Source organism: Aeromicrobium piscarium (assembly GCF_007421815.1).
Taxonomy (GTDB): Bacteria; Actinomycetota; Actinomycetes; order Propionibacteriales; family Nocardioidaceae; genus Aeromicrobium; species Aeromicrobium piscarium.
On sequence record NZ_VLNT01000018.1, the window covers coordinates 1 to 21,052 of the forward strand.

Genomic DNA, 21,052 nt, shown 5'->3' on the forward strand with positions numbered 1-21,052 from the left:
CTCGAAGAAAGACATCATCCGCTGCCTCAAACGACTCATCGCCCGCGAGATCTACTACGTCCTCACCGCTGACCACGTCGAGCCCAGACGCCTCACCCTCGCCGCTTGACATCCATAGGAGCATCCCCCAACCCGTTGAGTGTGGGCGGTACCCCCACACTCAACGGGTTGGTGCGGAGGGTCAGGAGGCGACGGCGACCTGGCCGCGGTCCTGCTTCACCGGTCCCTTGCCGCCGGGACGGATGTCGAAGTCGAAGATCTCCGTTGGCAGGAACACGGTGCAGCAGGCGTTGGGGATGTCGACGACGCTGCTGAGCCGGCCCTGGATGGGCGAGGTCCCGAGGATCAGGTAGGCCTGTTCGCCGGTGTAGCCCCACTTCTCCAGATAGGAGATCGCGTTGAGGCAGGCATTGCGGTAGGCCTCGGTCGCGTCCATGTACAAATTCGTGTCATCGCGATGATCGACCGAGATGCCCGTGAAGGTCAGCCATTCGGAGTACACCGGCTCCACGCGGCTGGGCATGAAGATCGGGTTGTGCGTGACCCCGTAGGTCTCCATGCCGCCCTTGATGAGCTCGAAGTGCAGGTCGACGAAGCCGCCCATCTCGATGGCGCCGCAGAAGTTGATCTCGCCATCGCCCTGGCTGAAGTGCAGGTCGCCGATCGAGAACATCGCCCCGTCCACGTAGACCGGGTAGAACACCCGGCTTCCGCGGGTGAAGTTCATGATGTCCATATTGCCGCCGTGCTCACGCGGCGGCACCGTCCGGGCACCTTCCCGCGCGACCCGCTCCGCCAGCTCCTCGTCCGCGGTCCCCGCGAGGGTCCCGGGGATCGTCGGTGGGATGGCGAGCGGCGGGACCCGGTTCGGCTCGGTGTCGATGAGCGCCTGCTCGCGGCGGTTCCATTGGGCGAGCAGGTCCGGTGAGGGAGCGGTGCCGGCCAGGCCCGGGTGCTGGATGCCGGTGTAGCGCACCCCGGAGATGTGGCGTGAGGTGCACTCCTGGCCCCGGAAGTCCCAGATCGCCTTGTAGGCATCGGGGTAGTAGTCGGTGAGGAAGCCGCCACCGTTCGCCTTCGAGAAGATGCCGGAGTAGCCCCAGCCTTCACCGCAGTAGTCGCCCTGAGTCTGCGGGACCGGGCCGATGTCGACGATGTCGACGACGAGCAGGTCGCCGGGCTGGGCGCCCTCGATCGCGAACGGGCCCGAGAGCATGTGGTTGAAGTCGAGATTGACGTCGCGGACATCGTTGGCGGAGTCGTTGTTGCCGATCTGGCCGTTGGTCCATTCCTTGCATTCGACCCGGTAGGTCGCTCCCGGCTTGACCGATGCGGCCGCGGGGATGTCCGGGTGCCAGCGGTTGTGGCCCGGTACGGCTTGGTCCGTCATGGACTTGGACTGATCGACGCTGAAGATCACGTCAGGCATGGAGATCACCTATCTGTCGGAACTGAGGAGGGAACTGGGCGGGTGGGGTCGGGAGTGTTGGGCCGGGCTGGTCAGTCGACCACCTCCCGGTCCGGCGCGGTGAGGGTTCGCGCGGCCGGTGCCGCCACGGCGAGCGCGAGGATGCCGACGACGGCGATCACGCCGGCGACCATCCAGTCGCCGCTCCAGCTGTCGAGCAGCGTCATGAGGGCAGCCGTCGTGGTGATGACGCCCGTGACGATCGTGTAGACGCCAGTTGCCGGCCCGAGGGCTGCTCGATCGAGCCCGAGGACGAGGAAGAAGAGGAACCACAGGACGCCCCACAGCAGCCAGATGACGCCGAAGCCCGCGTCATCGGCCCGCACGAAGCTCTCGGTGGCGTAGACGACGGTGCACAGGGCCACGAGCAGGGCGAACCAGCCGAAGCCCCGGTTGCTGATGTCCTTGGCCGCGTTGATCCCCACCCACAGGTAGGTGAACCCGAACAGGTAGATGCCGGAGGCGGCGAAGATCGCATCCACGTCGTCGGCGGCGATGACGATCAGGTAAGTGGGCGTCAGCACCTGCAGCGCGCCGACGAACAGATTGAGCGGCGCCGCCTCACGAGGTGTGACCCAGTTGAGGAGCAGCAGGCCGTTGACGACGAGGACGATCCCCACATAGATGAGCCCGACGGAGGACATGGGTCACGGTCTCGGCAGTGAGGGGTGGCCGGGGCGGCGCGCGGGTGGGGGAGCACTGCGCAGCGCGGGCGGGATGTGGCGGGTGACGCCGGGGCTCTCGCTGCTGAGGCCGGCGCTGGTCACGGACCGGTCGAGGGAGGAGTCGAGTCGGCTCAGGTGGGGTGCGCTGATCACGCGCATGCTCTGTCGCTGGCAGGCCGGGCAGTTCGCCGGCTCGGCACGGCGGGAGATGGTGCGCACCAGGTCGAAGGATCCGCAGGTGCGGCAGGTGTAGGTGTAGGTCGGCACGAGATACCTCCAGTGATTTCAATCACAATATTTTCATATGGAAGTAATTGTCAAGGGAAGGTCGCTGTGCGACCGCCGTCGCGAACGAGCGCTGGAATCAGAGGGAGGCGACGACGTCGAAGTCCGTGACGTCGGCCTTGGCCAGGTAGATGGTCTGCTTGAGGTGCCCCGATCGCAGCTCCATCGCCCCGCGAGGACCGTCGTAGCCCATCCCTTCGGAGACGCGCAGAACGGCCTCGAGCGAGGTGTCCTGTGCGGCGGCGAAGAGGGAGGTCAGGAGGGTGATCCCCTCGTAGCAGGACTCGCCCTGGTTGTTCAGGGGCGGCGCCTCCGGGCCGAAGGCGGCGGCGTAGTCGCCGACGAAGTCGAGGGAGTGGCCGGTGGGCAGCGAGCGGAAGTAACCGGCCGCGACGTACAGGTCACGGATGGCATCCGGCCCGGAGGCGAGCAGCATGTTCTCCTCCATCAGCGGCGTCAGCCGGATCAGCGACTCGTCGAGGCCGCGTCTGGCGAACGCCCGGTTGAAGCGCACCGCGTCCTGGCCGACGAGGAACATCAGCACGCCGTCGGCGCGGGTTCCGTGCTCGATGGTGTCGAGGATCGTCCCGAAGTCCTGGGTGTCGAAGCGGGAGAAGCTCGTGCTCAGCACCCTGAGGCCGAGGGCCCTGGCATAGGCGGAGACGGCTCGCGCCGAGCGCACCGGCCAGACGTAGTTCGATCCGACGATGTGCCAGCGCCGCAGCCCCATCTCGTCGCGGAGCCACGCCAGGGCCGGTCCGATCTGATCGGCAGGGGTCTCGCCGGCGCAGAAGACGCCGGCGCGCGACTCGCCTCCTTCGTAGAGGGAGGTGTAGACGTACGGGATACGACCCTGGGTGATGGGGGCGACCGCCTCCCGGATCGAGGAGATGTGCCACCCGGTGAGGGCATCGATGCGGCCGGCGTCGATCAGGCTCCGCACATCCCGCGCGACCTCATCGGGTCGCCGGCCGGCGTCGATCACCTCGAACTCGATCGGCCGGCCGAGCACCCCGGACTGATTCGTCTGCCGGCGGCACAGTTCGGCTATGGCCTCGCAGGAGGGGCCGAAGATGCCACCCGGCCCTTGCAGCGGGATGGCGAGGCCGATCCGGATCGCGTCCGCGGTCCCCGCTCTCTCGCGTCCCCGGCTCGCCGATTGTCTGTTCATCGCAACCACCACGGGTGTCCCAGATGGTATTTTCATCTGAAAAGGATGCGACCAACGTAGGACATCGGTCGCCACTTGGGAAGGGGCGTCGATGGGCGGAACGGCGGCGGGACGACCCGCGCACGCAGGCGGCAGGCTGGATATCCGCCTGCTCACGCTGGTCGCCGGGCGCGTCAACCGCGATATCGGGACCGTGCTCGCCCCCGACGAACTGTCGGTCGATCAGTGGAGCGTCCTCGACTATCTGGAGGCGACCGGGCCGTGCACGATGACGGCCCTGGCGAACGCGACGGGGATCAGCGGCGCGACGTTGACGCGGATCGTCGATCGTCTCGTGAGCCGCGCCCTCGTCTATCGCAATGCCGATCGAGGAGACCGGCGGCGCGTGCACGTGCACCTGTCCGAACGGGGCCGCGAGACGACACAGGAGCTGCGACCCCGCATCCGCGCCGCGGAAGATCGCGCGACGGCTCAGCTCAGCGCGAAAGAGCGCGATGAGCTGTCCCGGTTGCTGCACCGGATCTCGACATCGAGCGACCCCGGGGCATAGCGAGCCACCGAACGAGATCGGTGAGACAGCGTCCGTTCCTCGCTTGAGGAGGTGGATGAGCGCCCATCGCCGTGGCGAGAACGGACGCTGCCTCACCGCCTGCCGCTGCCTATCCTCCTTCGTCGGCGATGGCCGGAGCGTTTGAGAGCTGTGCGTATCCATCCTCCAGAGCAGAACGCAGGAAGCTCTCCGGCCAGTACTCCTCAAGTGAGCGGCCCGGGCGCACGTCATCGAGTGATCGCCCCGCCTCGTACGCGTCGCCTATCCACTCCGCGACGGACCGCAGTCGCGATGCCTGGTGTTCCACGAATTCGCGGTCGACGGCCGACCCGTGCCCCGGCACCAGCACGTCCCCGGACTGGATCCGACCGAGCAGCACTTCCAGCGCATCGGGCCAGCCGAGCGGGTAGGAACCCGAGCCGAACATCGGCGGCCCCGACTCCTCGACGATATCCCCGAGGAACCAGGCTCTCGCGTCGGGGACGAGGACGGCGAGGTCGGTATCGGTGTGGCCGGCCGGCAGCGGTAGGAGCTCGATCGTGCGTCCGCCGGGCGTGAGGTGGAGCGGGGCCTCGACCGGGAGCGTGGGCGGCGTCAGCCTCACATCCGCCCAGTCCTTGTCCGGCTCTGACTCCGGCTGCTGCTGAACCCTGCGCAACCACGGTCCTTCGTGCCGGGCGAAGTGCCGGGGTATCAGCTGATGTCCGTAGATGGGGATGCCGCGTGCGGCGAAGACCTGATTCCCGAAGGTGTGATCGTAGTGCGCATGGGTGTTCACGACGGCCACGATCGGCAGCGCGAAGGCATCCGCCACATCGCGGATGATCTCCTCAGCCTCCGCAGGACTGTTGCGGGTGTCCACCACAGTGATCCCGGTACTGCCGACGATGGCCCCCACCGAGATGTCCACCGGCTCGTAGCGCCGCTGAAACACGCCGGGCGCGACCTCTGCCCATCCGTCGGCGACGGCATCGGGCGGGAACGATCCGGGCATGGACAGCACGGTACTGCCCCATGGCGATCTCCGCGGCGCCGTGTTCTCAAGGGAACGGGGCGATCCGCGTCGCGTCCTGAGCGCGCCCATCGCCGATGTTCGGGTCCGGTGGTGACGAAAGCATCGGTTCGTCACACTCGTTCGAAGGCTCAGAGTGGTGTTGAGTCGCACTCCACCGACGCCATTCCCTCACCTGAGTCCGGAAGCTCGTGTCCCCTGTCGCCAGCCCACCGCGAGATCAGCCGGAAAGCCGGTGATGACTGCGGCATGGACCGATGACAGAAGCGCTCATGCGTGTCTGTGGATCACGACCACCCGCCCCAATAGCGCTCGCATGGGGGCGCGCCGATGCCCCGATCGGTTTCCCGCCTGACACCATGCGAGCTGGGCATCCAGGGCGGCGATGGCCTGGTCCGGCTCTACCGGTCTGTCTCGCCAGGCCGGAATGCGCCCCTCATCGGGGACCAGCTCCGTGCCAACGTGCGATGCCGATCCCCGGCCCGCGACGAGGGCGATCATCTGCCGTAACGCGGCCCATTGCTCGACGGTCGCTGGCGCCATCAGCGTCTCGTCGATCGCCAGACGTGCGAGAGGGCGACGGCGATCCTCGCCGGCGAAGTCGACCCAGATGCCGGCCTTCTGCGGTCTGCGGAAGTGGATGGCCGAGACCGCCCTGTAGGGCACGACTCGGCGTCGCGTGTGGATCGACTGCTCGGCCGGAGAGATGGTGAGTCGCGGCAGAATGGCTCTGGTCAGCGTGAACAGGGCGGCAGCGCCCAGGCCGATGAGGGCCATCGTCCATGGCGGCTCACCAGAGCCGAGCATCGCGATGGCCGTCACCAGGGCGATGATCCCGATGCAGATCCAGAACCACCGCCCAACACCACGGTTACAGCGCACCATCGCGGGAAGCAGGGGAGGCATTCGGCACAGTATAAGGAAACCGGTGGCGTAGTTAGAGCCTGCCTGGGGCTGGATGCGCCGAGAGCGCCGGCCCCTTGCTTCGCTGCGGGACCGGCGCTCTCACCGTGGCCAGGGCCGGGTCCCCCACTGGCTTCGCCAGCGGGAGGTTCCCCCACCAAGCTCCCCCAAGCTCTCCGCTGCGCTCCGAGCAGGGGGGACCCCCAGGCGTCGCCGGTTCTCCCCGTGGGGCTGGATACGCCGAGAGCGCCGGCCCCTTGCTTCGCTGCGGGACCGGCGCTCTCACCGTGGCCAGGGCCGGGGTCGAACCGGCGACCTTCCGCTTTTCAGGCGGACGCTCGTACCAACTGAGCTACCTGGCCGATACTCATCGGCCGGAGCCGCGAGCGACGTTCACACTATCGCATCGCCTGGGCTCCGGCCGATTCGGGGTGCGGGTCAGAGCACCGTGACGGCGTCCTCGTAGTCCAGGCGCGGCAGGCGGTCGAACCAGGGGCTGTCGCCCGGCTTGCCGATGTTCATGACGACCACCGAGTGCAGGTTCGTGCCGGCGAAGAACTCGGCATCCACGGCATCATGATCGAAGCCGTTCATCGGGCCCGCGGCCAGGCCGACGGCCCGCACGGCCATGATCGTGTAACCCACCTGGAGGCCGGCGTTGAACTCTGCCACGCGACGACGCGACTCCAGATCGCCGAACCAGTGCTCGGACTCCGGAGCGTGGGGGAACACCTCGGGCATGCGACGGTTGAAGTCCGCATCCGCGGCGAGGATCGCGACGACCGGGGCGGACTCGGTCTTCGGCCGGTTGTTGTCGGCCATGAGCGGGAGCAGACGGCTCTTCGCCTCGTCATTGGTCAGGAAGACGATGCGCAGCGGCTGGCTGTTGGCGGCCGTGGGGCCGTACTTGGCGATCTCATAGATGTCGCGCAACGTCTCGGGGGAGACGGGCTCGTCGCTGAACGAGTTGCTCGTCCGGCCCTCGCGGAAGAGGGTGTCCAGGGCGCGCTCGTCCAGAGGGGTCAGATGATCCAAGGTCGCTGAAGTCATACGGGTTTCAACTAGATGGTCGGTCGCGGAATTCCTCATCGGGCTGTGGGATACGTCATGCGGTCCCTATCCTCAGGTCATGGGCATGATGATGATGGCGTTCCGTGCGCCCGATGACGTGGCCGATCCGTCGGCGTTCACCGAAGAGGCCGGACTGGAGGATTACCCGCCCCTCGGGGCGCCCGCCGACCTGGCCGAGCGGCTCAACGCCCGGCTGCGCGCTCTGGGCCTCGACTCCGGAGCTCTCGACGACACCTCGGGCGTGATCCTCCCCGATGGGGTCGGCAGCATCAGCTTCACCGTGGGGGAGGGACAGGTGCGCTTCATCCTGGTGAACGGCCCGACCGGCGAGGTGATCGACGTCTTCCGGGAGCTGCGCGCGCAGGACGGCTGGCACCTGCTCGATGCGGGCACCGGTGAACCGCTCTGATCGTGTGGCGGTCGCTCCGAAACGAGAAGAAGCCCGCACCTGACGGTACGGACTTCACTCGTTTCTACGCGACCCCGACGGGACTCGAACCCGCGACCTCCGCCGTGACAGGGCGGCGCGCTAACCAACTGCGCCACGGGGCCTTGTGCGTTGCGATCTCATCGATCGCGAACGCTACTCTACTGCACCCCACCCAACCGGCCAACATGGGGGTCGGGCTCTTCCGATTGCCGTTGTCAGTGGGCGTTGGAAGACTGTCTCGAAGTATCACTCCCTGTGGTCAGGAGACCCATGATCGAGTTCCGATCGGTCGGCAAGCAGTTCGACGACGGCACCCGCGCGGTGTCGGACTTCAACCTCGTCGTGCCCTCGCACGCCACCGTGGTGCTGGTGGGGTCATCGGGCAGCGGCAAGACGACGCTGCTGCGCAGCATCAATCGCATGGTCGAGCCCACCGAGGGCCAGATCCTCATCGACGATGTCGATGTCGCTACACAGAACCCGGTCGAGCTGCGACGCAGCATCGGCTATGTCATGCAGCACGCGGGGCTGCTCCCGCACCGCAAGGTGATCGATAACGTCGCCACCGTCCTGCGGCTGTGCGGGGTCCCCAAGAAGCAGGCCCTCGACCGATCCGCCGAGGTCCTCGGCACCGTCGGACTCGACTCCTCGCTCTACACCAAGTACCCGAGTCAGCTGTCCGGTGGCCAGCGCCAGCGCGTCGGCGTGGCCCGGGGGCTGGCCAACGACCCCAATATCCTGCTGATGGACGAGCCCTTCGGCGCCGTCGATCCGATCGTGCGTGCCGAACTGCAGACTGAGATGCTGCGCCTGCAGCGTGAACTCGAGAAGACCACCGTCTTCGTCACCCACGACATCGAGGAAGCCTTCGCGCTCGGCGACCAGGTCGTCATCTTGAAGCAGGGCGGCGAGGTCGCACAGATCGGCACACCGCAGGAGATCCTCGCGGATCCGGCGGACGACTTCGTGCGCAGCTTCGTCGGACTCGAACGCGGCCAGCGCGCTCTGCGCATCGAGGAGAAGGACGGGCAGCGCATCGTCGTCGACGAGTACGGCCGCCCGGCAGGGGTCCTTCAGTGAATTGGGCGTTCGCCAACCGGGATCTTCTCTTCGAGCTGACCTGGCAGCACGTGTGGGTCAGCGCCGTCTGCATCGTGCTGGGCTTCGCCCTGGCGCTCCCCGTCGGCTGGTTCGCCTATGCGGCGGGTGGCTCGCCTCGCCGCTCACTGCGTCAGCTGGGCGGAGGCGTCCTGAGCATCGGCAGCATCCTCTACACGATCCCGTCGCTGCCGCTGCTGGTGATCCTGCCGTCACTCCTCGGGCTGCCGTGGCTCAGCGTCCTCAGCATCGTCATCGCGTTGACGGTCTACGCCTTCGCGATCATGGTTCGCAGCGTGGCCGATGCGCTGCGGTCGGTGCCCCCGATGGTGCTCGACTCGGCGACCGCGTGCGGATACAGCCGCACGCAACGGGCGCTCACCGTCACCCTCCCGCTGGCCGGCCCCGTGATGCTCGCCTCGCTGCGAGTCGTCTCGGTCAGCACCGTCAGCCTGCTGAGCATCGGCGCGCTCACCGGGGTCCGCAACCTCGGGTCGTTGTTCACCAACGGCTACAACCGTGACTTCACGACGGAGATCGCCACGGGGATCGTGCTGACCGTGATCGTGGCCTTCGTCTTCGACGCGATCATCGTCGCCACCGGGCGGCTCCTCATGCCCTGGTCCCGGGTCGTGCGCGTGGGAGGCGGTGAGTGATGAGCCTCATCAACGACACGGTCGCTTGGCTGATCGATTCGGCACAGTGGAGCGGCGGCTCGGGCATCCCGTGGCGTATCGCCCAGCACCTGGGCTATACGGCCATCACCGTTCTCGCTGCCTCGGTCATCGCGGTTCCGCTCGGACTCTATGTCGGTCATACCGGTCGCTGGAAGAACACCGCGGTGCTGGCCACCGGCGCCCTGCGGGCTCTCCCGACGCTCGGACTGATCACCCTCATCGTGCTGCTGACCTCGGTGGGCCTGGCGCCGGCGATCATCGCCCTGGCGGTCCTGTGCATCCCGCCACTGCTGGCAGGCATCTACTCCGGGCTGGAGGCGGTAGACCCGGCTACGGTCGATGCCGCACGCGCCCAGGGCATGACCGAGACCCAGGTCATCACCCGTGTCGAGCTGCCGCTCGCGATGCCGCTCATCATCGGTGGCCTACGTTCCGCCGTGCTCCAGGTCATCGCCACGGCCACGGTCGCCGCGTTCATCGGCGTCGGTGGCCTCGGGCGGTACATCATCGACGGTCTCGCCGTTCGAGACACGCCCCGCGTCCTCGGTGGGGCCATCATCGTCGTGGTGCTGGCGCTGCTCATCGACGCGCTCTTCGCCCTCTGCCAGCGGCTCGCCTTCCGGCATGCCTCGCCGGCCGATTCTCACCCCCAGCTGAAGGAGAAGACAGCATGAGAACCACCCGCACCGTGATCGTCGCGGCAGCTGCCGCACTCGCCCTCACGGCCTGCAGCGATCCGAGCTCGTCCGGCGATGGAGGCGATGGCGACACCGTCCGCATCGGTTCGGCTGCCTTCCCCGAGAGCGAGATCATCGCCGAGGTCTACGCACAGGCGCTCGAAGCCGAGGACTTCTCGGTCGAGCGGCGTATGCAGATCGGTGCCCGCGAGGTCTACCTCCCGGCGCTCGAGAACGGCGAACTGGACGTGTTGCCGGAGTACACGGGCAATCTGCTCAGCTATGTCGACTCCGAGACCACCGCCACGTCCCCCGAGGACATCGAGGCCGAACTGCCCGATGCGCTCCCCGACGGCCTGGAGGTCCTCGACCCTGCGCCGGCGGAGAACAAGGACTCTCTCAACGTCACCCAGGAGTTCGCCAGCGAGAATGACCTCGAGTCGATCGCGGATCTCGCCGATATCGACGGCCTCAGCCTCGCGGCCAATCCCGAGTTCGCCGAGCGCTCGTACGGCATCCCGGGCATGGAGCGCGTCTACGGCATCACCGGGGTCGATTTCACGCCGATCAACGACGGTGGCGGACCTGCCACGCTGAGCGCCCTGCTCGACGGCACGGTCGACGTCGCCGACATCTACAGCACCACACCGTCGATCGTCGAGAACAACCTGGTGACGCTGGAGGACCCCGAGAACATGATCGCGGCGCAGAACGTGGTGCCGGTCATCAGCAGCGACACGGTCAGCGATGAGGCCATCGAGGTGCTCAACAAGGTCTCGGCCGAGTTGACCACCGAGGACCTGATCGAGATGAACACCCGCAACTCCGGCGACGAGAAGGCCGCCCCCGCCACGATTGCGAAGGACTGGCTCGAGGACAAGGGCCTCATCTGACCCGTCGTCCCTCAGGCGGGTGGCGCGAAGGTCCAGGGTGCGTGGGGGAGCGCTGCGGGATCGAAGGTGTCGAGCAGCTGTTCCGGTGTGGAGCCGGTGAGTCCGAGCGATCCGCTGATCGTGGCGAACACGTCGATGCCGCGTTCGGTGAGCTCACGATAGGTCACGGCCCCGTCGCGCTTCGCGAGCCGTTGGCCCTCGGTATTGAGGGCCAACGGCACGTGGGCGTACAGAGGTGTCTCGATCCCCAGCAGCTCGGCGAGGTAGGCCTGACGCGGCGCCGAGGTCAGCAGGTCGTCGCCGCGGACCACCTGGTCCACGCCCTGCTCGCCGTCGTCGACGACCACCGCGAGATTGTAGGCGGGTACGCCGTCGCCACGGCGCAGCACGAGATCGTCGACTCCCGCGGTCACCTCGCCATGCAGGAGATCACGCACGGTCCACGTCTCCACATCCGACCGAAGCCGGATCGCCGGATTCCGCTCGACGCGACGCGACTCACGTTCGGCCGGCGTCAGGTCGTGGCACGTGCCCGGATAGGCACCCGGCGGCCGATGCGGTGCGCTCGGCGCCTCGAGGATCTCCCGTCGGGTGCAGAAGCACTCGAAGGTCCGTCCCTGGGTCACGAGCCCGTCGATCGCAGCGTCGTAGAGGGCACGGCGATCCGTCTGCCGGGCGGGCTGGCCGTCCCAGTTCAGGCCGAGCTCGCGCAGGTCATCGAGCTGTCGTTCGGCGGCCCCCTCTTTCACACGATCGAGGTCCTCGATCCGCACGAGGAACCCACGGCCGCTGGAGCGCGCGAACAGCCAGGCCAGCAGCGCGGTCCGGAGGTTGCCGATGTGCAGGTCTCCGGAGGGGGAGGGCGCGAACCGGCCGGTGGCGGACATGGTCTCCAGTATGCGATGCCTGCCTCTGCGCTGGTGGGCACGGCGGCGATGGCGCGTGCCGCGAGCTCAACGACTGAGCGCGACCGTCAGTCGCCGTTGCTGGCGCGCCAGATCCGGTAGGCGATCGCGCCCGTGACGAGCCCGGCGAACACGCTGGCGGGCACCCAGACGAACCAAGGCCAGTCCGCCGCGAGGCCCAACGGAGCGCCGATCGCCAGCCAGGCAACGATGAAGGTGATGCAGGCCATCGTGACCACATAGGTGCGGTCCGGCGGTTGCGTGCTCATAGGAACCTCGGGCGGTGCGGAGCGCGGCGGCTCATGGTCCACAGTCCGCCATCCAGGCAGTCGAAGAAAGAGGCGTCGTCGCGCGGCGGCAGATCGCCGCGAGCCACGTGCGAGTCATCGAAGTGCAGGATGCCCCGGGCGCCGCACACGCACCGAGACGGCTCGCTCCAGGGACGCCGCGGCGCTGGTCCTGGACTCATGTCTCCAGTCTCACAGAGATGTCAACCGTCCTAGGCGGAATCGGTGTTCCCCGCGCGTCGCCTACGGTGGTGGCATGAGCGAACGGCCCACTACGCCGAGATCGTTTCTCATCGTGGCGCGCGTCTTCTCGATCGTTCTCTTCGCGTTCACGGCCATCCTGGTCGCCCGGCTGGTGGACGGTTCCGCCGACACCTTCGAGCTGATCCGAGCCGCAGTCTTCGTCGCGATGACTGCCTTCTGGCTTTGGTACGCCTGGTGGGGGCTCGCGCGCCATCGTTCCGGTCCGGGTGCGTAACGCGATCGAGGAGGTACCCGTGCGATACGGGCCATTGCATGGAGATCCTCGCCGCCGCAGCGCGCGGAACGCACGGAGAGCGTCGTCGAGTTTTCGGGAGGGGTGGCTCTCAACCAACCCGTTTGAGTGTCTCGAATCGAAATCCGTGTGGAGCTGAACAAGCCGGATGACGAGTTGAAGGAAGCAGCCGACTCCGGGACCATCTGAGTTGGCTCCGGTGGAGCCGCACTCAGGTCGTCAGCACTTTTGATAACGACATCTGGTACCCCCTACGGGATTCGAACCCGCGCTACCGCCTTGAAAGGGCGGCGTCCTAGGCCGCTAGACGAAGGGGGCCGGACCCGGCCAGCATAGTCGGTCGCCCCGCCGCCCGATGCACCTGCCCGGCTGGACCGGGTGCGGCAGACTGGGCCGCGTGATGGAGATGAGCGAAGAGCGATTCGAGCAGCTGTGCGTCGCCGCGCTCGAGCAGGTGCCCGAGGAACTGACGGCGCTGCTGGACAACGTCGTCATGTTCATCGAGGACGACGCTCCTCCCGAGGAGCCGCATCTGCTCGGTCTCTACCACGGCATCCCCCTCACCGAACGCGACTCGCACTACGGTGGCCACCTGCCCGACCGCATCACGATCTTCCGCAACCCGACCCTGGCGATCTGCGACAGCGAGGAGCAGGTCGTCGACGAGGTGCACATCACCGTCGTGCACGAGATCGCCCACTACTTCGGCCTCGACGACGACCGCCTCCACGAGCTCGGTTATGCGTGAGATCCGTCGCGCCGAAGAGCGCTTCCACACGACCGGCGAGGGCGTCGAGACCTTCCACTCCTTCTCCTACGGAGCCCACTACGATCCCGACAACATCGCCTTCGGCGCGATCATCGCGATCAACACCGAGCACCTCGCCCCTGGAGCCGGCTACGACGCCCATCGGCACAGCGATGTCGAGATCGTCACCTGGGTGCTCGACGGGCTCCTCGCCCACGAGGACTCCACCGGAGGGGGCGGCGAGATCCCACCCGGTCTCGCGCAACGGCTGAGTGCCGGATCGGGAGTCGAACACACCGAACGTAATGCCTCGACGGTCGAGGGCCTGACCTTCGTCCAGATGATGCTGCGCAGCGACAACGAGGGCGACCCGGAGTACGCGCAGGCCGAGGTGGCTACCGAGATCGCCGGACTGTACCGGGCGGTCGACGTCCATGCCCCGGCCGAGCTGCGGGTCGCGACCCTGGGCGAGGGCGATGTCATCGAGATGCCCACCGCGCCGCGCACGCTCATCCACGTCACGCGGGGCGCGTTGCTCGTCGACGGCGACCGCCTCACTCCCGGTGACGAGATCCGTACGGACGACCCCGTGGGCGAGCTGCGTGCCGACACCGCGACCGAGGCCCTCGTCTGGCTCCTGAGCTGACCGCCAGATCCCGTTGAGTGTGGGAGGCGCCCCACATTCAACGGGATCTCGAAGACCTCCTCCGGTGCGCTGACAGAGGGGAGGGATAGCCTGCAGGTATGCACGGATGGGATCAACATCGCCAGGCCGTCGACGCGTTACGAACCTCCTACCGGTCCATCGCGCCAGGCTCGCCCATACGACTCGCCAAACGCACCTCGAATCTCTTCCGTCCGCGGCAAGCGGCCACGGGACCGGGACTCGACGTGTCCGGTCTCGACGGTGTCATCGAGGTCGACCCGGTCGCCGGCACCGCGGACGTCCAGGGCATGTGCACCTACGAGGACCTCGTCGACGCCACCCTCCCGTACGGCTTCATCCCCACCGTGGTGCCGCAGCTGCGGACCATCACGCTCGGCGGGGCCGTGACCGGCCTGGGCATCGAGTCCACCTCGCTGCTCAACGGCCTACCGCACGAGGCCGTCCTCGAGATGGACCTCCTCACCGGCGCCGGCGATCTCGCGACCGCCACCCCGGACAACGAGCACGCTGATCTCTTCGCCGCCTTCCCCAACTCCTACGGCAGCCTCGGCTACGCGGTGCGCCTGAAGATCCGGCTCGAGAAGGTGCCCCCGTACGTACGTCTGCGCCATGTGCGCACCGACGGCTCGACCGAGGCCGCCAAGATCATCGAGGAGGTCGCCGACTCCGCCCAGTACGACGGCGACCGTGTCGACGCCATCGACGCAACGGCGTTCACCCCCGACGAGATCTACGTGACGCTCGCGACCTTCACCGACGATCCCGGCCCCGTCAGCGACTACTCCGGCCAGCAGATCTACTACCAGTCGATCCCGCAACGCCGCTACGACCGGCTCACGATGTACGACTACCTGTGGCGCTGGGACACCGACTGGTTCTGGTGCTCCCGCGCGTTCGGCGCCCAGAATCCCTACGTCCGACGGCTCTGGCCGCGCCGCTACCGCCGCAGCGACGTCTTCCACAAGCTCGTCGGCCTCGACACGAAGTACGGGCTGAGCAAGATCCTGGACCGCTTCAAGAAGGTGCCCGGGCGCGAGAAGGTCATCCAGGACATCGAGGTCCCCCTCGAGCGGATGGGCGACTTCCTCGAGTGGTTCGACGCCGAGGTGGGCATGCGGCCGGTGTGGATCTGCCCGCTGCGCACCTCCGGGGCCTGGCCCACCTACCCGCTCGAGCCAGGACGCATCTACGTCAACGCCGGCTTCTGGGGCACCGTCGTGGTCCCGGCCGACAGTCCGCCCGGAGCGGTCAACCGCCGCATCGAGACCGCCGTGCACGAGCTCGGCGGCCACAAGTCCCTGTATTCGGAGGCCTTCTACGACAGGCCGACTTTCGATTCGCTGTACGACACTGCCGGCCTCGATCGCTTGCGTGAGCGATACGACCCCGACGGCCGTCTCAGCACTCTGTATGACAAGGCAGTGAGGAATTCATGACGATCGACACCAATGCCAAGCTCTCCATCGCCGATGCGCTCGGACGCATCATGCGGGGCGGTCTGCCCTTCCGGTTCGAGGCGTACGACGGCAGTGTCGGCGGTCCCGAGGACTCGCCGATCACGCTACGGCTCGTGAACGAGCGCGGACTGTCCTATCTGATGACGGCGCCGGGCGATCTCGGCTTCGCCCGGGCCTATGTGTCGGGCGACCTCGAGGTCGACGGTGACCACCCCGGCAACCCTTACGCGGCGATGTCGCTCATCATGAGCCAGCTGCGGTTCAGGGTGCCGTCGGCGGGGGAGATGCTGCAGGTCCTGCGCAGCCTCGGGCTGGAGCACCTCCGTCCCCCGGCGCCGCCGGCTGAGGAGCATCTGCCGAAGTGGCGTCGCGCGCTGGAGGGCCTGCGGCACAACAAGACTCGCGACGCCGCCGCGATCCACCACCACTACGACGTCTCGAATCGTTTCTATGAGCTCGTGCTGGGCCCGTCGATGACGTACACGTGCGCGGTCTTCCCGCATGAGAACGCGACGCTCGAGGAGGCGCAGTTCGAGAAGTACGACCTGATCTGCCGCAAGCTCGACCTCAAGCCCGGCGACCGGCTCCTCGATCTCGGCTGCGGCTGGGGTGGCATGGTGCGGCACGCCGCGAAGCACTACGGTGCGAAGGTCCTCGGCGTGACCCTCTCGCGCGAGCAGGCCGAGTGGGGGCAGCAGAAGGTCATCGAGGAGGGACTCGGCGACCTGGCAGAGATCCGCTTCAGCGACTACCGCGACGTCCCCGAGACGGACTTCGACGCCGTCAGCTCGATCGGTCTGACCGAGCACATCGGCGTGCGCAACTACCCCGACTATTTCGCCTTCGCGCACTCCCGGCTCCGCGAGGGCGGGCGGATGCTGAACCACTGCATCACCCGCTCGGACAACACGTCCCGCGCCACGGCAGGGGCGTTCATCGACCGCTATGTCTTCCCCGATGGCGAGCTGACCGGGTCGGGCACGATCGTCTCGGCAATGCAGGATGCCGGTCTCGAGGTGCGTCACGAGGAGAACCTGCGCGAGCACTACGCGCTGACGCTGAAGGCGTGGTGCGAGAACCTCGAAGCGAACTGGGAGGAGGCCCTCGAGGAGGTCACCCTCGGCCGCGCGAAGGTCTGGGGCCTGTACATGGCGGGCTCGCGACTGGCCTTCGAGCGCGACGAGATCGAGTTGCACCATGTACTCGGCGTCAAGCCGGATGCCGAGGGCAACGCCCACTACCCACTCCGCCCCTCCTTCTGACCCACCTTCCTGGGCGGTGAGCTATCCCGTACCCGGTCCGTGGGCGGTGAGCTATCACGCACTATCGGCCTCGACGTGCGGGATAGCTCACCTCTCATGGGGGAGGACGTGCTGCCCCGGCCCCGGCCGTCTCACCCCGTTCGATAGGTTCGATGAGTGCGTATCGCGACCTGGAATGTGAACTCCATCCGTAGCCGGATCGACCGCGTGCTCGCCTTCCTGGAGCGTCACGATGTCGACGTCCTGGCGATCCAGGAGACGAAGTGCCGGGAGGACCAGTTCCCCGGCCTCGAGCTGCAGTCGATGGGGTACGAGTTCGCCCACTTCGGCGTCAACCAGTGGAACGGCGTCGCGCTGATCTCCCGCGTCGGGCTGACCGATGTGCAGCGTCAGTTCGCCGACGATCAGCCGCACTTCGGTGACATCCTCGAACCCCGCGCTATCGGGGCGACCACCGGATCCATCCGTATGTGGAGCCTCTATGTGCCCAATGGCCGCGAACTCGACCACGAGCACTATGCGTACAAGCTCGACTGGCTCAAGCGCCTCGAGGTCGCCGGTCGCGGCTGGCTCGAGGCCGACGAGCAGGCGCAGGTCGCGTTGACCGGGGACTGGAATATCGCCCCCGAGGACGACGATGTCTGGGATATCGCCGAGTTCGACGGCAAGACGCACGTGTCGGAGCCGGAGCGCGCGGCCTTCTCGTCCATCGTCGAGGCCGGTTTCAGCGATGTCGTCCGCCCGCACGCGCCCGGCCCGGGTGTCTACACCTACTGGGACTACCAGCAGCTGCGGTTTCCGAAGCGTCAGGGCATGAGGATCGACTTCGTCCTCGGCTCACCCGCGCTCTCCGCCCGCGTCACCGATGCCTTCATCGACCGTGAGGAGCGCAAGGGCAAGGGAGCCAGCGACCACGCGCCGGTCGTCGTCGATCTCGCCGACTGAGACACACCCTCGCTACGCCCGGCTTTTGCCGGGTTGTGGCCCCTGAACCGGTGGCTCGAGGGCCACAACCCGGCAAAAGTGGGACCTGGAGGGGTCAGGACTTGTCGGGGATCTCGATGGCGTTGAGACGGCTCTTGTCGACGAAGCCGGTACGGAAGGCTGCGCGACCGACCATGTGCGCCGACACCGGCGCGGTGAGCATCTGGAAGATCGCCACCACGACGATCACGGTGATGTCACCGAGATCCTGGGCGCGGAGGGCGAGGCCCGCCAGGATCAGCAAGAGCCCGAGGGTCTGCGGCTTGGTGGCCGCGTGCATCCGGGTCAACAGTTCGGGGAAGCGCAGGATGCCGATCCCCGCCACCAGCGCGAAGCCCGCTCCCAGGATCAGCAGCGTTCCGGCGATGTAGTCGATCATCGGATCTCATCCTCTCGCTGCGTCTGCTCAGGAGTGTCCGGGCGCTTGGCGGCGCTGCGATCGGAGTCCGGTGCCGCATAGCGGGCGATGCTCACCGAGCCGAGGAAGGCGACCAGCGCCAGCGCCACCAGGACCGGCAGGGTGTTGGTGTGGTTGTTGACGGCCGCCTCCACGCCGATCGCCCCGACGCACGCGGCGACGAAGACATCGGCGGCCACGGTGCGATCGAGCATCGTCGGACCCCGCACGATGCGGACCATGCACAGGACGCCGGTCAGGCCGAGAATGACGGCGCAGATGATGCCGACGGTGGTCATGCTGTCGCCTCCTCGGACCGCAACTGTTCGCGGCTGATCTCGTAGTCCTCCCGCGAGCCGAAGGCCGCCAGGACCCGATGCTCCTGGAGCCGTGCCTTGTGCCGCGCCGATTCGATCGCCTCGGGAGTTGAGCCGTCGAGCACGTGCAACCACATGCGCCCGGTATCGGCATCCAGCTCGATCAACAACGACCCCGGCACCAGCGAGACGAGCTCGCCGGTCATCACCTGCAGGAGATCGGACTTCCCGACCAGATGCACCTCGATCACCGCACTGCGCGGCGGGGCCATCGGGCGGATCGAGATCCAGGCGACCTGGAAGCTCGCCACCACCAGATCGAAGAGGAAGCGCGCGAGCAGAAACAGCGCCGACAGCGGCCGGAAACGCCCGTGCAGGTCGACCGATGGGAAGGGGAACACCACGATCACGAGCGTCGCGACGATGAGACCGCCGATGACGTTCAGGACCGTGATCTCGCCCCACAGCATCGACCAGACGATCGTGAGCCCGATGATGACGGGGATACGCAGCCGGTTCACTTGCTCAACACCGCCTCGATGTACGGGGTGCGTTCGAGCAGCTCGGTGGACGCGCGGTCGGCATAGCCCATGATCGGGCCGGCGAAGACCGTCAGCCCCACCGTGACGAGCGCGAGGGCCAAGGTCGGCATCGCCATCCGCGCCGGGAGCCGGGAGTCGTCCTGAAGCTCCTTCCAGCTGGTGGTGCGCTGCGTCGTGGTCGAGACGCTCTTGGCGCCGTGGAGGGAGCCGCCGGTGGGCGTCCAATCCATCGTCAACGACGCGGAGGGAAGCTCGTCTTCGTCCTTGGGCTGCCAGAAGGCCCGGTTCCAGATCTTGGCGATGGCGTAAAGAGTCAGCAGGCTGGTGGCGATCGCGGCCACGACGCCGGTGGCCGCCAGCCACTCATGGTCCTCGACACCGGCCTGGACCAGGGCGAGCTTGCCGAGGAAGCCGGAGAAGGGCGGGATCCCGGCGAGATTCATCGCGGGGATGAAGAACATGATCGACAGGATCGGGGCGAGGCGGGCGAGTCCGCCGAGGCGGTCCAGATTGGTGGTGCCCGCTCGATACTCCACCAGACCGGCCACCAGGAACAGGGTGGTCTGCACGGTGATGTGGTGAGCGATGTAGAAGACCGCGCCCTGCATGCCCAGCTGTGTGCCCAGGGCGATGCCGTAGAGCATGTAGCCGATGTGGCTGACCAGCGTGAAGGACAGGACACGTTTGATATCCGATTGCGCCACCGCGCCGAGGATGCCGATCACCATCGTCAGGATGGAGGCCCACAGCAGCAGGGTGCGCAGGGTGTCGGGGGTGAACAGCAGGGTCTGCGTGCGCAGGATCGCGTAGATACCGACCTTGGTCAGCAAGCCGGCGAACACCGCGGTCACCGGGGCCGGGGCGGTCGGATAGGAGTCCGGCAGCCAGGCGTAGAGCGGGAACACCGCCGCCTTCACCGCGAAGGTGAGCAGGAGCAGCAACTGGAGCAGCGTCGCGACACCCGTCGGCAGCTCGCCGAACCGAGTCGCGAGCTGCGCGAAGTTGACGGTTCCGGTCGCCGCGTAGACCGCGCCGATGGCGATGAGGAAGAGGACTGAGGAGATCAGACTGACGATGATGTAGATCGTGCCCGAGCGGACACGCGCATTGGTGCCGCCGAGGGTGATGAGCACATAGGACGATGCCAGCAGGATCTCGAAGCCGACGAAGAGGTTGAACAGATCGGCGGAGAGGAAGGCATTGGAGACGCCCGCGCTCAGCACCAGGAAGGTCGGATAGAAGACCGACAGCGGTGTCTCGCGCCCGTACTCGACGATGCCCTGGCCGATCGAGTACAGCAGGACCACCAGGGTCACGATCGTGGACACGATCAGCATCAGCGAGCTGAACCGGTCCGCGACCAGACTGATGCCGAGCTCGGCCGGCCAGCCCGCGACATTGAAGGTCTGAGGACCGAAGGCGTCGGCGCGGTAGAGCAGCGTCGCCGATGCGGCGACCACGAGCGCCAGGGTGACGATGCTGATGATGCGCTGGAGGAAGGCATAGCGCCCGAAGGCCAGGCAGAGCCCGGCACCGAGCAGCGGGATGATGACCGGCGCGAGGACCAGCTGTTCGAGGATGTGTTCGCTCATCGGGCGTCCTCCCCGCGAGGGCTGTCCGTGGAGACCCCGATGTCATCGGGCTCGTCGGCACCCTCCTCGTCGGGCAGCGACTCGTCAAGCTCGGTGTCCTCGAAGGTGGTGGAGGCTTCGTCACGTTCGGCGCGGCGGCGGATGAAGTCGTCCTCGAGGTCGTCTTGCACGTCGTCGGTGCCGGTCAGCTGGAACGCGCGATAGGCCAGGGCCAGGCCGAAGGCCGTGACGCCCATCGTGATGACGATGGCGGTGAGAGCCATCGCCTGAGGAAGCGGGTCGCTCATCGGCCCCTCGCCCTCGCCGATGAGCGGGGCGCGTCCGGCCGGTCCCGAGGCGATCAGCAGCAGGACGTTGAGGCCGTTGCCGATCAGCACGAAGCCCACCAGGATGCGGGTGAGACTGCGCTCGAGCATGAGCGTGACGCCGGTGCCGACCATCACGCCGGCCACGATGACGAGGATCAGGTTGGGACTCATGCCGTCACCTCCTGCGGGG

General features: G+C 67.3%; 26 protein-coding genes and 3 tRNA genes. 12 read left to right on the top strand and 17 right to left on the bottom strand.

Translation table 11 applies throughout. From position 1 onward, the window contains the following. Positions 1-181 precede the first annotated feature (181 nt). The 4 genes from fmdA to FNM00_RS15675 form a co-directional block, all read right to left on the bottom strand. Entirely contained in the window at positions 182-1,429 is a 1,248-nt protein-coding gene (fmdA, locus tag FNM00_RS15660) for a formamidase (RefSeq protein WP_143914487.1), read from the bottom strand. Positions 1,430-1,500: 71 nt separating this feature from the next. Then, positions 1,501-2,112 (bottom strand): AmiS/UreI family transporter, encoded by a 612-nt coding sequence (locus tag FNM00_RS15665; RefSeq protein WP_143914488.1) that lies wholly within the window; start codon positions 2,110-2,112, stop codon positions 1,501-1,503. Positions 2,113-2,115: 3 nt separating this feature from the next. Next, on the bottom strand, positions 2,116-2,400 hold the full coding sequence (locus FNM00_RS15670) for an FmdB family zinc ribbon protein (RefSeq protein ID WP_143914489.1): 285 nt from the start codon (positions 2,398-2,400) through the stop codon (positions 2,116-2,118). Between the two features lie 97 nt (positions 2,401-2,497). Further along, on the bottom strand, positions 2,498-3,589 hold the full coding sequence (locus FNM00_RS15675) for a substrate-binding domain-containing protein (RefSeq protein WP_185973185.1): 1,092 nt from the start codon (positions 3,587-3,589) through the stop codon (positions 2,498-2,500). A gap of 91 nt (positions 3,590-3,680) precedes the next feature. Here FNM00_RS15675 and FNM00_RS15680 point away from each other — a divergent pair, with 91 nt between their 5' ends. Beyond that, the gene (locus tag FNM00_RS15680; protein ID WP_143914490.1) at positions 3,681-4,139 is read left to right on the top strand and encodes a MarR family winged helix-turn-helix transcriptional regulator; all 459 of its coding nucleotides are present in this window, start codon (positions 3,681-3,683) and stop codon (positions 4,137-4,139) included. Between the two features lie 109 nt (positions 4,140-4,248). Here FNM00_RS15680 and FNM00_RS15685 read toward each other — a convergent pair whose 3' ends face one another. The 4 genes from FNM00_RS15685 to FNM00_RS15700 form a co-directional block, all read right to left on the bottom strand. Next, the gene (locus tag FNM00_RS15685; protein WP_185973186.1) at positions 4,249-5,133 is read right to left on the bottom strand and encodes an MBL fold metallo-hydrolase; all 885 of its coding nucleotides are present in this window, start codon (positions 5,131-5,133) and stop codon (positions 4,249-4,251) included. 288 nt (positions 5,134-5,421) lie between these two features. Further along, the gene (locus FNM00_RS15690; RefSeq protein ID WP_143914492.1) at positions 5,422-6,057 is read right to left on the bottom strand and encodes a hypothetical protein; all 636 of its coding nucleotides are present in this window, start codon (positions 6,055-6,057) and stop codon (positions 5,422-5,424) included. A 285-nt stretch (positions 6,058-6,342) separates the two neighbouring features. Then, positions 6,343-6,416 (bottom strand) — tRNA-Phe (locus FNM00_RS15695). Positions 6,417-6,492: 76 nt separating this feature from the next. Continuing rightward, the gene (locus FNM00_RS15700) at positions 6,493-7,104 is read right to left on the bottom strand and encodes a malonic semialdehyde reductase (RefSeq protein WP_143914493.1); all 612 of its coding nucleotides are present in this window, start codon (positions 7,102-7,104) and stop codon (positions 6,493-6,495) included. A gap of 79 nt (positions 7,105-7,183) precedes the next feature. On the opposite strand from FNM00_RS15700, the gene FNM00_RS15705 reads away from it, so the two are divergent. Further along, complete coding sequence (locus tag FNM00_RS15705; RefSeq protein ID WP_143914494.1) at positions 7,184-7,534, top strand: hypothetical protein; 351 nt, start codon at positions 7,184-7,186, stop codon at positions 7,532-7,534. A gap of 69 nt (positions 7,535-7,603) precedes the next feature. Here the strand turns inward: FNM00_RS15705 and FNM00_RS15710 are convergent. Then, positions 7,604-7,677: transfer RNA gene (locus FNM00_RS15710), tRNA-Asp, on the bottom strand. 148 nt (positions 7,678-7,825) lie between these two features. Here FNM00_RS15710 and FNM00_RS15715 point away from each other — a divergent pair. The 4 genes from FNM00_RS15715 to FNM00_RS15730 are packed head-to-tail and all read left to right on the top strand — an operon-like array spanning position 7,826 to position 10,900. After that, complete coding sequence (locus FNM00_RS15715) at positions 7,826-8,635, top strand: ABC transporter ATP-binding protein (protein WP_143914495.1); 810 nt, start codon at positions 7,826-7,828, stop codon at positions 8,633-8,635. Next, complete coding sequence (locus tag FNM00_RS15720) at positions 8,632-9,309, top strand: ABC transporter permease (protein WP_143914496.1); 678 nt, start codon at positions 8,632-8,634, stop codon at positions 9,307-9,309. Before FNM00_RS15715 ends, FNM00_RS15720 begins: the two co-directional genes overlap by 4 nt. Continuing rightward, positions 9,309-10,004 carry an ABC transporter permease gene (locus FNM00_RS15725; protein WP_143914497.1) on the top strand — a complete coding sequence of 232 codons (696 nt, stop codon included), beginning with the start codon at positions 9,309-9,311 and terminating at the stop codon, positions 10,002-10,004. The genes FNM00_RS15720 and FNM00_RS15725 overlap by 1 nt, the downstream gene beginning before the upstream one ends. Then, the gene (locus FNM00_RS15730; RefSeq protein WP_143914498.1) at positions 10,001-10,900 is read left to right on the top strand and encodes an ABC transporter substrate-binding protein; all 900 of its coding nucleotides are present in this window, start codon (positions 10,001-10,003) and stop codon (positions 10,898-10,900) included. The genes FNM00_RS15725 and FNM00_RS15730 overlap by 4 nt, the downstream gene beginning before the upstream one ends. An 11-nt stretch (positions 10,901-10,911) precedes the next feature. Here FNM00_RS15730 and gluQRS read toward each other — a convergent pair whose 3' ends face one another. Together gluQRS and FNM00_RS15740 are read right to left on the bottom strand one after the other, a co-directional pair. Beyond that, positions 10,912-11,787 (bottom strand): tRNA glutamyl-Q(34) synthetase GluQRS, encoded by an 876-nt coding sequence (gene gluQRS, locus FNM00_RS15735; RefSeq protein WP_143914499.1) that lies wholly within the window; start codon positions 11,785-11,787, stop codon positions 10,912-10,914. A gap of 86 nt (positions 11,788-11,873) precedes the next feature. Continuing rightward, on the bottom strand, positions 11,874-12,074 hold the full coding sequence (locus FNM00_RS15740; RefSeq protein ID WP_143914500.1) for a hypothetical protein: 201 nt from the start codon (positions 12,072-12,074) through the stop codon (positions 11,874-11,876). Between the two features lie 274 nt (positions 12,075-12,348). Between FNM00_RS15740 and FNM00_RS15745 the strand changes: the two genes are divergently transcribed. Further along, positions 12,349-12,570, top strand: coding sequence for a hypothetical protein (locus FNM00_RS15745; protein WP_143914501.1), 222 nt, complete (start codon positions 12,349-12,351; stop codon positions 12,568-12,570). A 260-nt stretch (positions 12,571-12,830) separates the two neighbouring features. Here FNM00_RS15745 and FNM00_RS15750 read toward each other — a convergent pair. Next, positions 12,831-12,906 (bottom strand) — tRNA-Glu (locus FNM00_RS15750). Positions 12,907-12,994: 88 nt separating this feature from the next. Here FNM00_RS15750 and FNM00_RS15755 point away from each other — a divergent pair. From FNM00_RS15755 to FNM00_RS15775, 5 genes are all read left to right on the top strand, one after another. Next, complete coding sequence (locus FNM00_RS15755) at positions 12,995-13,336, top strand: metallopeptidase family protein (protein WP_342778545.1); 342 nt, start codon at positions 12,995-12,997, stop codon at positions 13,334-13,336. Then, positions 13,329-13,982: a pirin family protein gene (locus FNM00_RS15760; protein ID WP_143914503.1), complete on the top strand. Its 654-nt coding sequence runs from the start codon at positions 13,329-13,331 to the stop codon at positions 13,980-13,982. Before FNM00_RS15755 ends, FNM00_RS15760 begins: the two co-directional genes overlap by 8 nt. A 98-nt stretch (positions 13,983-14,080) precedes the next feature. Then, on the top strand, positions 14,081-15,439 hold the full coding sequence (locus FNM00_RS15765) for an FAD-binding oxidoreductase (protein ID WP_143914504.1): 1,359 nt from the start codon (positions 14,081-14,083) through the stop codon (positions 15,437-15,439). Beyond that, positions 15,436-16,722: a class I SAM-dependent methyltransferase gene (locus tag FNM00_RS15770; protein ID WP_143914505.1), complete on the top strand. Its 1,287-nt coding sequence runs from the start codon at positions 15,436-15,438 to the stop codon at positions 16,720-16,722. Before FNM00_RS15765 ends, FNM00_RS15770 begins: the two co-directional genes overlap by 4 nt. Positions 16,723-16,878: 156 nt before the next feature. Next, positions 16,879-17,667, top strand: coding sequence for an exodeoxyribonuclease III (locus FNM00_RS15775; protein WP_143914506.1), 789 nt, complete (start codon positions 16,879-16,881; stop codon positions 17,665-17,667). Between the two features lie 94 nt (positions 17,668-17,761). Here the strand turns inward: FNM00_RS15775 and mnhG are convergent, their stop codons facing one another. Genes mnhG through FNM00_RS15800 form a run of 5 tightly spaced genes read right to left on the bottom strand, consistent with a single transcriptional unit; the run spans position 17,762 to position 21,033 of the window. Further along, a complete protein-coding gene (gene mnhG / locus FNM00_RS15780) occupies positions 17,762-18,085 on the bottom strand; it encodes a monovalent cation/H(+) antiporter subunit G (protein WP_143914507.1) in 324 nt (107 codons plus the stop codon). Then, on the bottom strand, positions 18,082-18,402 hold the full coding sequence (locus FNM00_RS15785) for an MrpF/PhaF family protein (RefSeq protein WP_087624897.1): 321 nt from the start codon (positions 18,400-18,402) through the stop codon (positions 18,082-18,084). The genes mnhG and FNM00_RS15785 overlap by 4 nt, the downstream gene beginning before the upstream one ends. Continuing rightward, a complete protein-coding gene (locus FNM00_RS15790; protein WP_143914508.1) occupies positions 18,399-18,941 on the bottom strand; it encodes a Na+/H+ antiporter subunit E in 543 nt (180 codons plus the stop codon). Before FNM00_RS15790 ends, FNM00_RS15785 begins: the two co-directional genes overlap by 4 nt. After that, complete coding sequence (locus tag FNM00_RS15795) at positions 18,938-20,554, bottom strand: Na+/H+ antiporter subunit D (protein ID WP_143914509.1); 1,617 nt, start codon at positions 20,552-20,554, stop codon at positions 18,938-18,940. The genes FNM00_RS15790 and FNM00_RS15795 overlap by 4 nt, the downstream gene beginning before the upstream one ends. Continuing rightward, positions 20,551-21,033 carry a Na(+)/H(+) antiporter subunit C gene (locus FNM00_RS15800; protein WP_143914510.1) on the bottom strand — a complete coding sequence of 161 codons (483 nt, stop codon included), beginning with the start codon at positions 21,031-21,033 and terminating at the stop codon, positions 20,551-20,553. The genes FNM00_RS15795 and FNM00_RS15800 overlap by 4 nt, the downstream gene beginning before the upstream one ends. Positions 21,034-21,052: the final 19 nt, after the last annotated feature.

What these genes read in the sequence shown, in the direction of transcription:
- fmdA (WP_143914487.1), bottom strand. Translation starts at nt 1,429, where the DNA reads ATGCCTGACGTGATCTTCAGCGTCGATCAGTCCAAGTCCATGACGGAC.
- FNM00_RS15665 (WP_143914488.1), bottom strand. Translation starts at nt 2,112, where the DNA reads ATGTCCTCCGTCGGGCTCATCTATGTGGGGATCGTCCTCGTCGTCAAC.
- FNM00_RS15675 (WP_185973185.1), bottom strand. Translation starts at nt 3,589, where the DNA reads ATGAACAGACAATCGGCGAGCCGGGGACGCGAGAGAGCGGGGACCGCG.
- FNM00_RS15680 (WP_143914490.1), top strand. Translation starts at nt 3,681, where the DNA reads ATGGGCGGAACGGCGGCGGGACGACCCGCGCACGCAGGCGGCAGGCTG.
- FNM00_RS15685 (WP_185973186.1), bottom strand. Translation starts at nt 5,133, where the DNA reads ATGCCCGGATCGTTCCCGCCCGATGCCGTCGCCGACGGATGGGCAGAG.
- FNM00_RS15690 (WP_143914492.1), bottom strand. Translation starts at nt 6,057, where the DNA reads ATGCCTCCCCTGCTTCCCGCGATGGTGCGCTGTAACCGTGGTGTTGGG.
- FNM00_RS15700 (WP_143914493.1), bottom strand. Translation starts at nt 7,104, where the DNA reads ATGACTTCAGCGACCTTGGATCATCTGACCCCTCTGGACGAGCGCGCC.
- FNM00_RS15705 (WP_143914494.1), top strand. Translation starts at nt 7,184, where the DNA reads ATGGGCATGATGATGATGGCGTTCCGTGCGCCCGATGACGTGGCCGAT.
- FNM00_RS15715 (WP_143914495.1), top strand. Translation starts at nt 7,826, where the DNA reads ATGATCGAGTTCCGATCGGTCGGCAAGCAGTTCGACGACGGCACCCGC.
- FNM00_RS15725 (WP_143914497.1), top strand. Translation starts at nt 9,309, where the DNA reads ATGAGCCTCATCAACGACACGGTCGCTTGGCTGATCGATTCGGCACAG.
- FNM00_RS15730 (WP_143914498.1), top strand. Translation starts at nt 10,001, where the DNA reads ATGAGAACCACCCGCACCGTGATCGTCGCGGCAGCTGCCGCACTCGCC.
- gluQRS (WP_143914499.1), bottom strand. Translation starts at nt 11,787, where the DNA reads ATGTCCGCCACCGGCCGGTTCGCGCCCTCCCCCTCCGGAGACCTGCAC.
- FNM00_RS15740 (WP_143914500.1), bottom strand. Translation starts at nt 12,074, where the DNA reads ATGAGCACGCAACCGCCGGACCGCACCTATGTGGTCACGATGGCCTGC.
- FNM00_RS15745 (WP_143914501.1), top strand. Translation starts at nt 12,349, where the DNA reads ATGAGCGAACGGCCCACTACGCCGAGATCGTTTCTCATCGTGGCGCGC.
- FNM00_RS15755 (WP_342778545.1), top strand. Translation starts at nt 12,995, where the DNA reads ATGAGCGAAGAGCGATTCGAGCAGCTGTGCGTCGCCGCGCTCGAGCAG.
- FNM00_RS15760 (WP_143914503.1), top strand. Translation starts at nt 13,329, where the DNA reads ATGCGTGAGATCCGTCGCGCCGAAGAGCGCTTCCACACGACCGGCGAG.
- FNM00_RS15765 (WP_143914504.1), top strand. Translation starts at nt 14,081, where the DNA reads ATGCACGGATGGGATCAACATCGCCAGGCCGTCGACGCGTTACGAACC.
- FNM00_RS15770 (WP_143914505.1), top strand. Translation starts at nt 15,436, where the DNA reads ATGACGATCGACACCAATGCCAAGCTCTCCATCGCCGATGCGCTCGGA.
- mnhG (WP_143914507.1), bottom strand. Translation starts at nt 18,085, where the DNA reads ATGATCGACTACATCGCCGGAACGCTGCTGATCCTGGGAGCGGGCTTC.
- FNM00_RS15785 (WP_087624897.1), bottom strand. Translation starts at nt 18,402, where the DNA reads ATGACCACCGTCGGCATCATCTGCGCCGTCATTCTCGGCCTGACCGGC.
- FNM00_RS15795 (WP_143914509.1), bottom strand. Translation starts at nt 20,554, where the DNA reads ATGAGCGAACACATCCTCGAACAGCTGGTCCTCGCGCCGGTCATCATC.
- FNM00_RS15800 (WP_143914510.1), bottom strand. Translation starts at nt 21,033, where the DNA reads ATGAGTCCCAACCTGATCCTCGTCATCGTGGCCGGCGTGATGGTCGGC.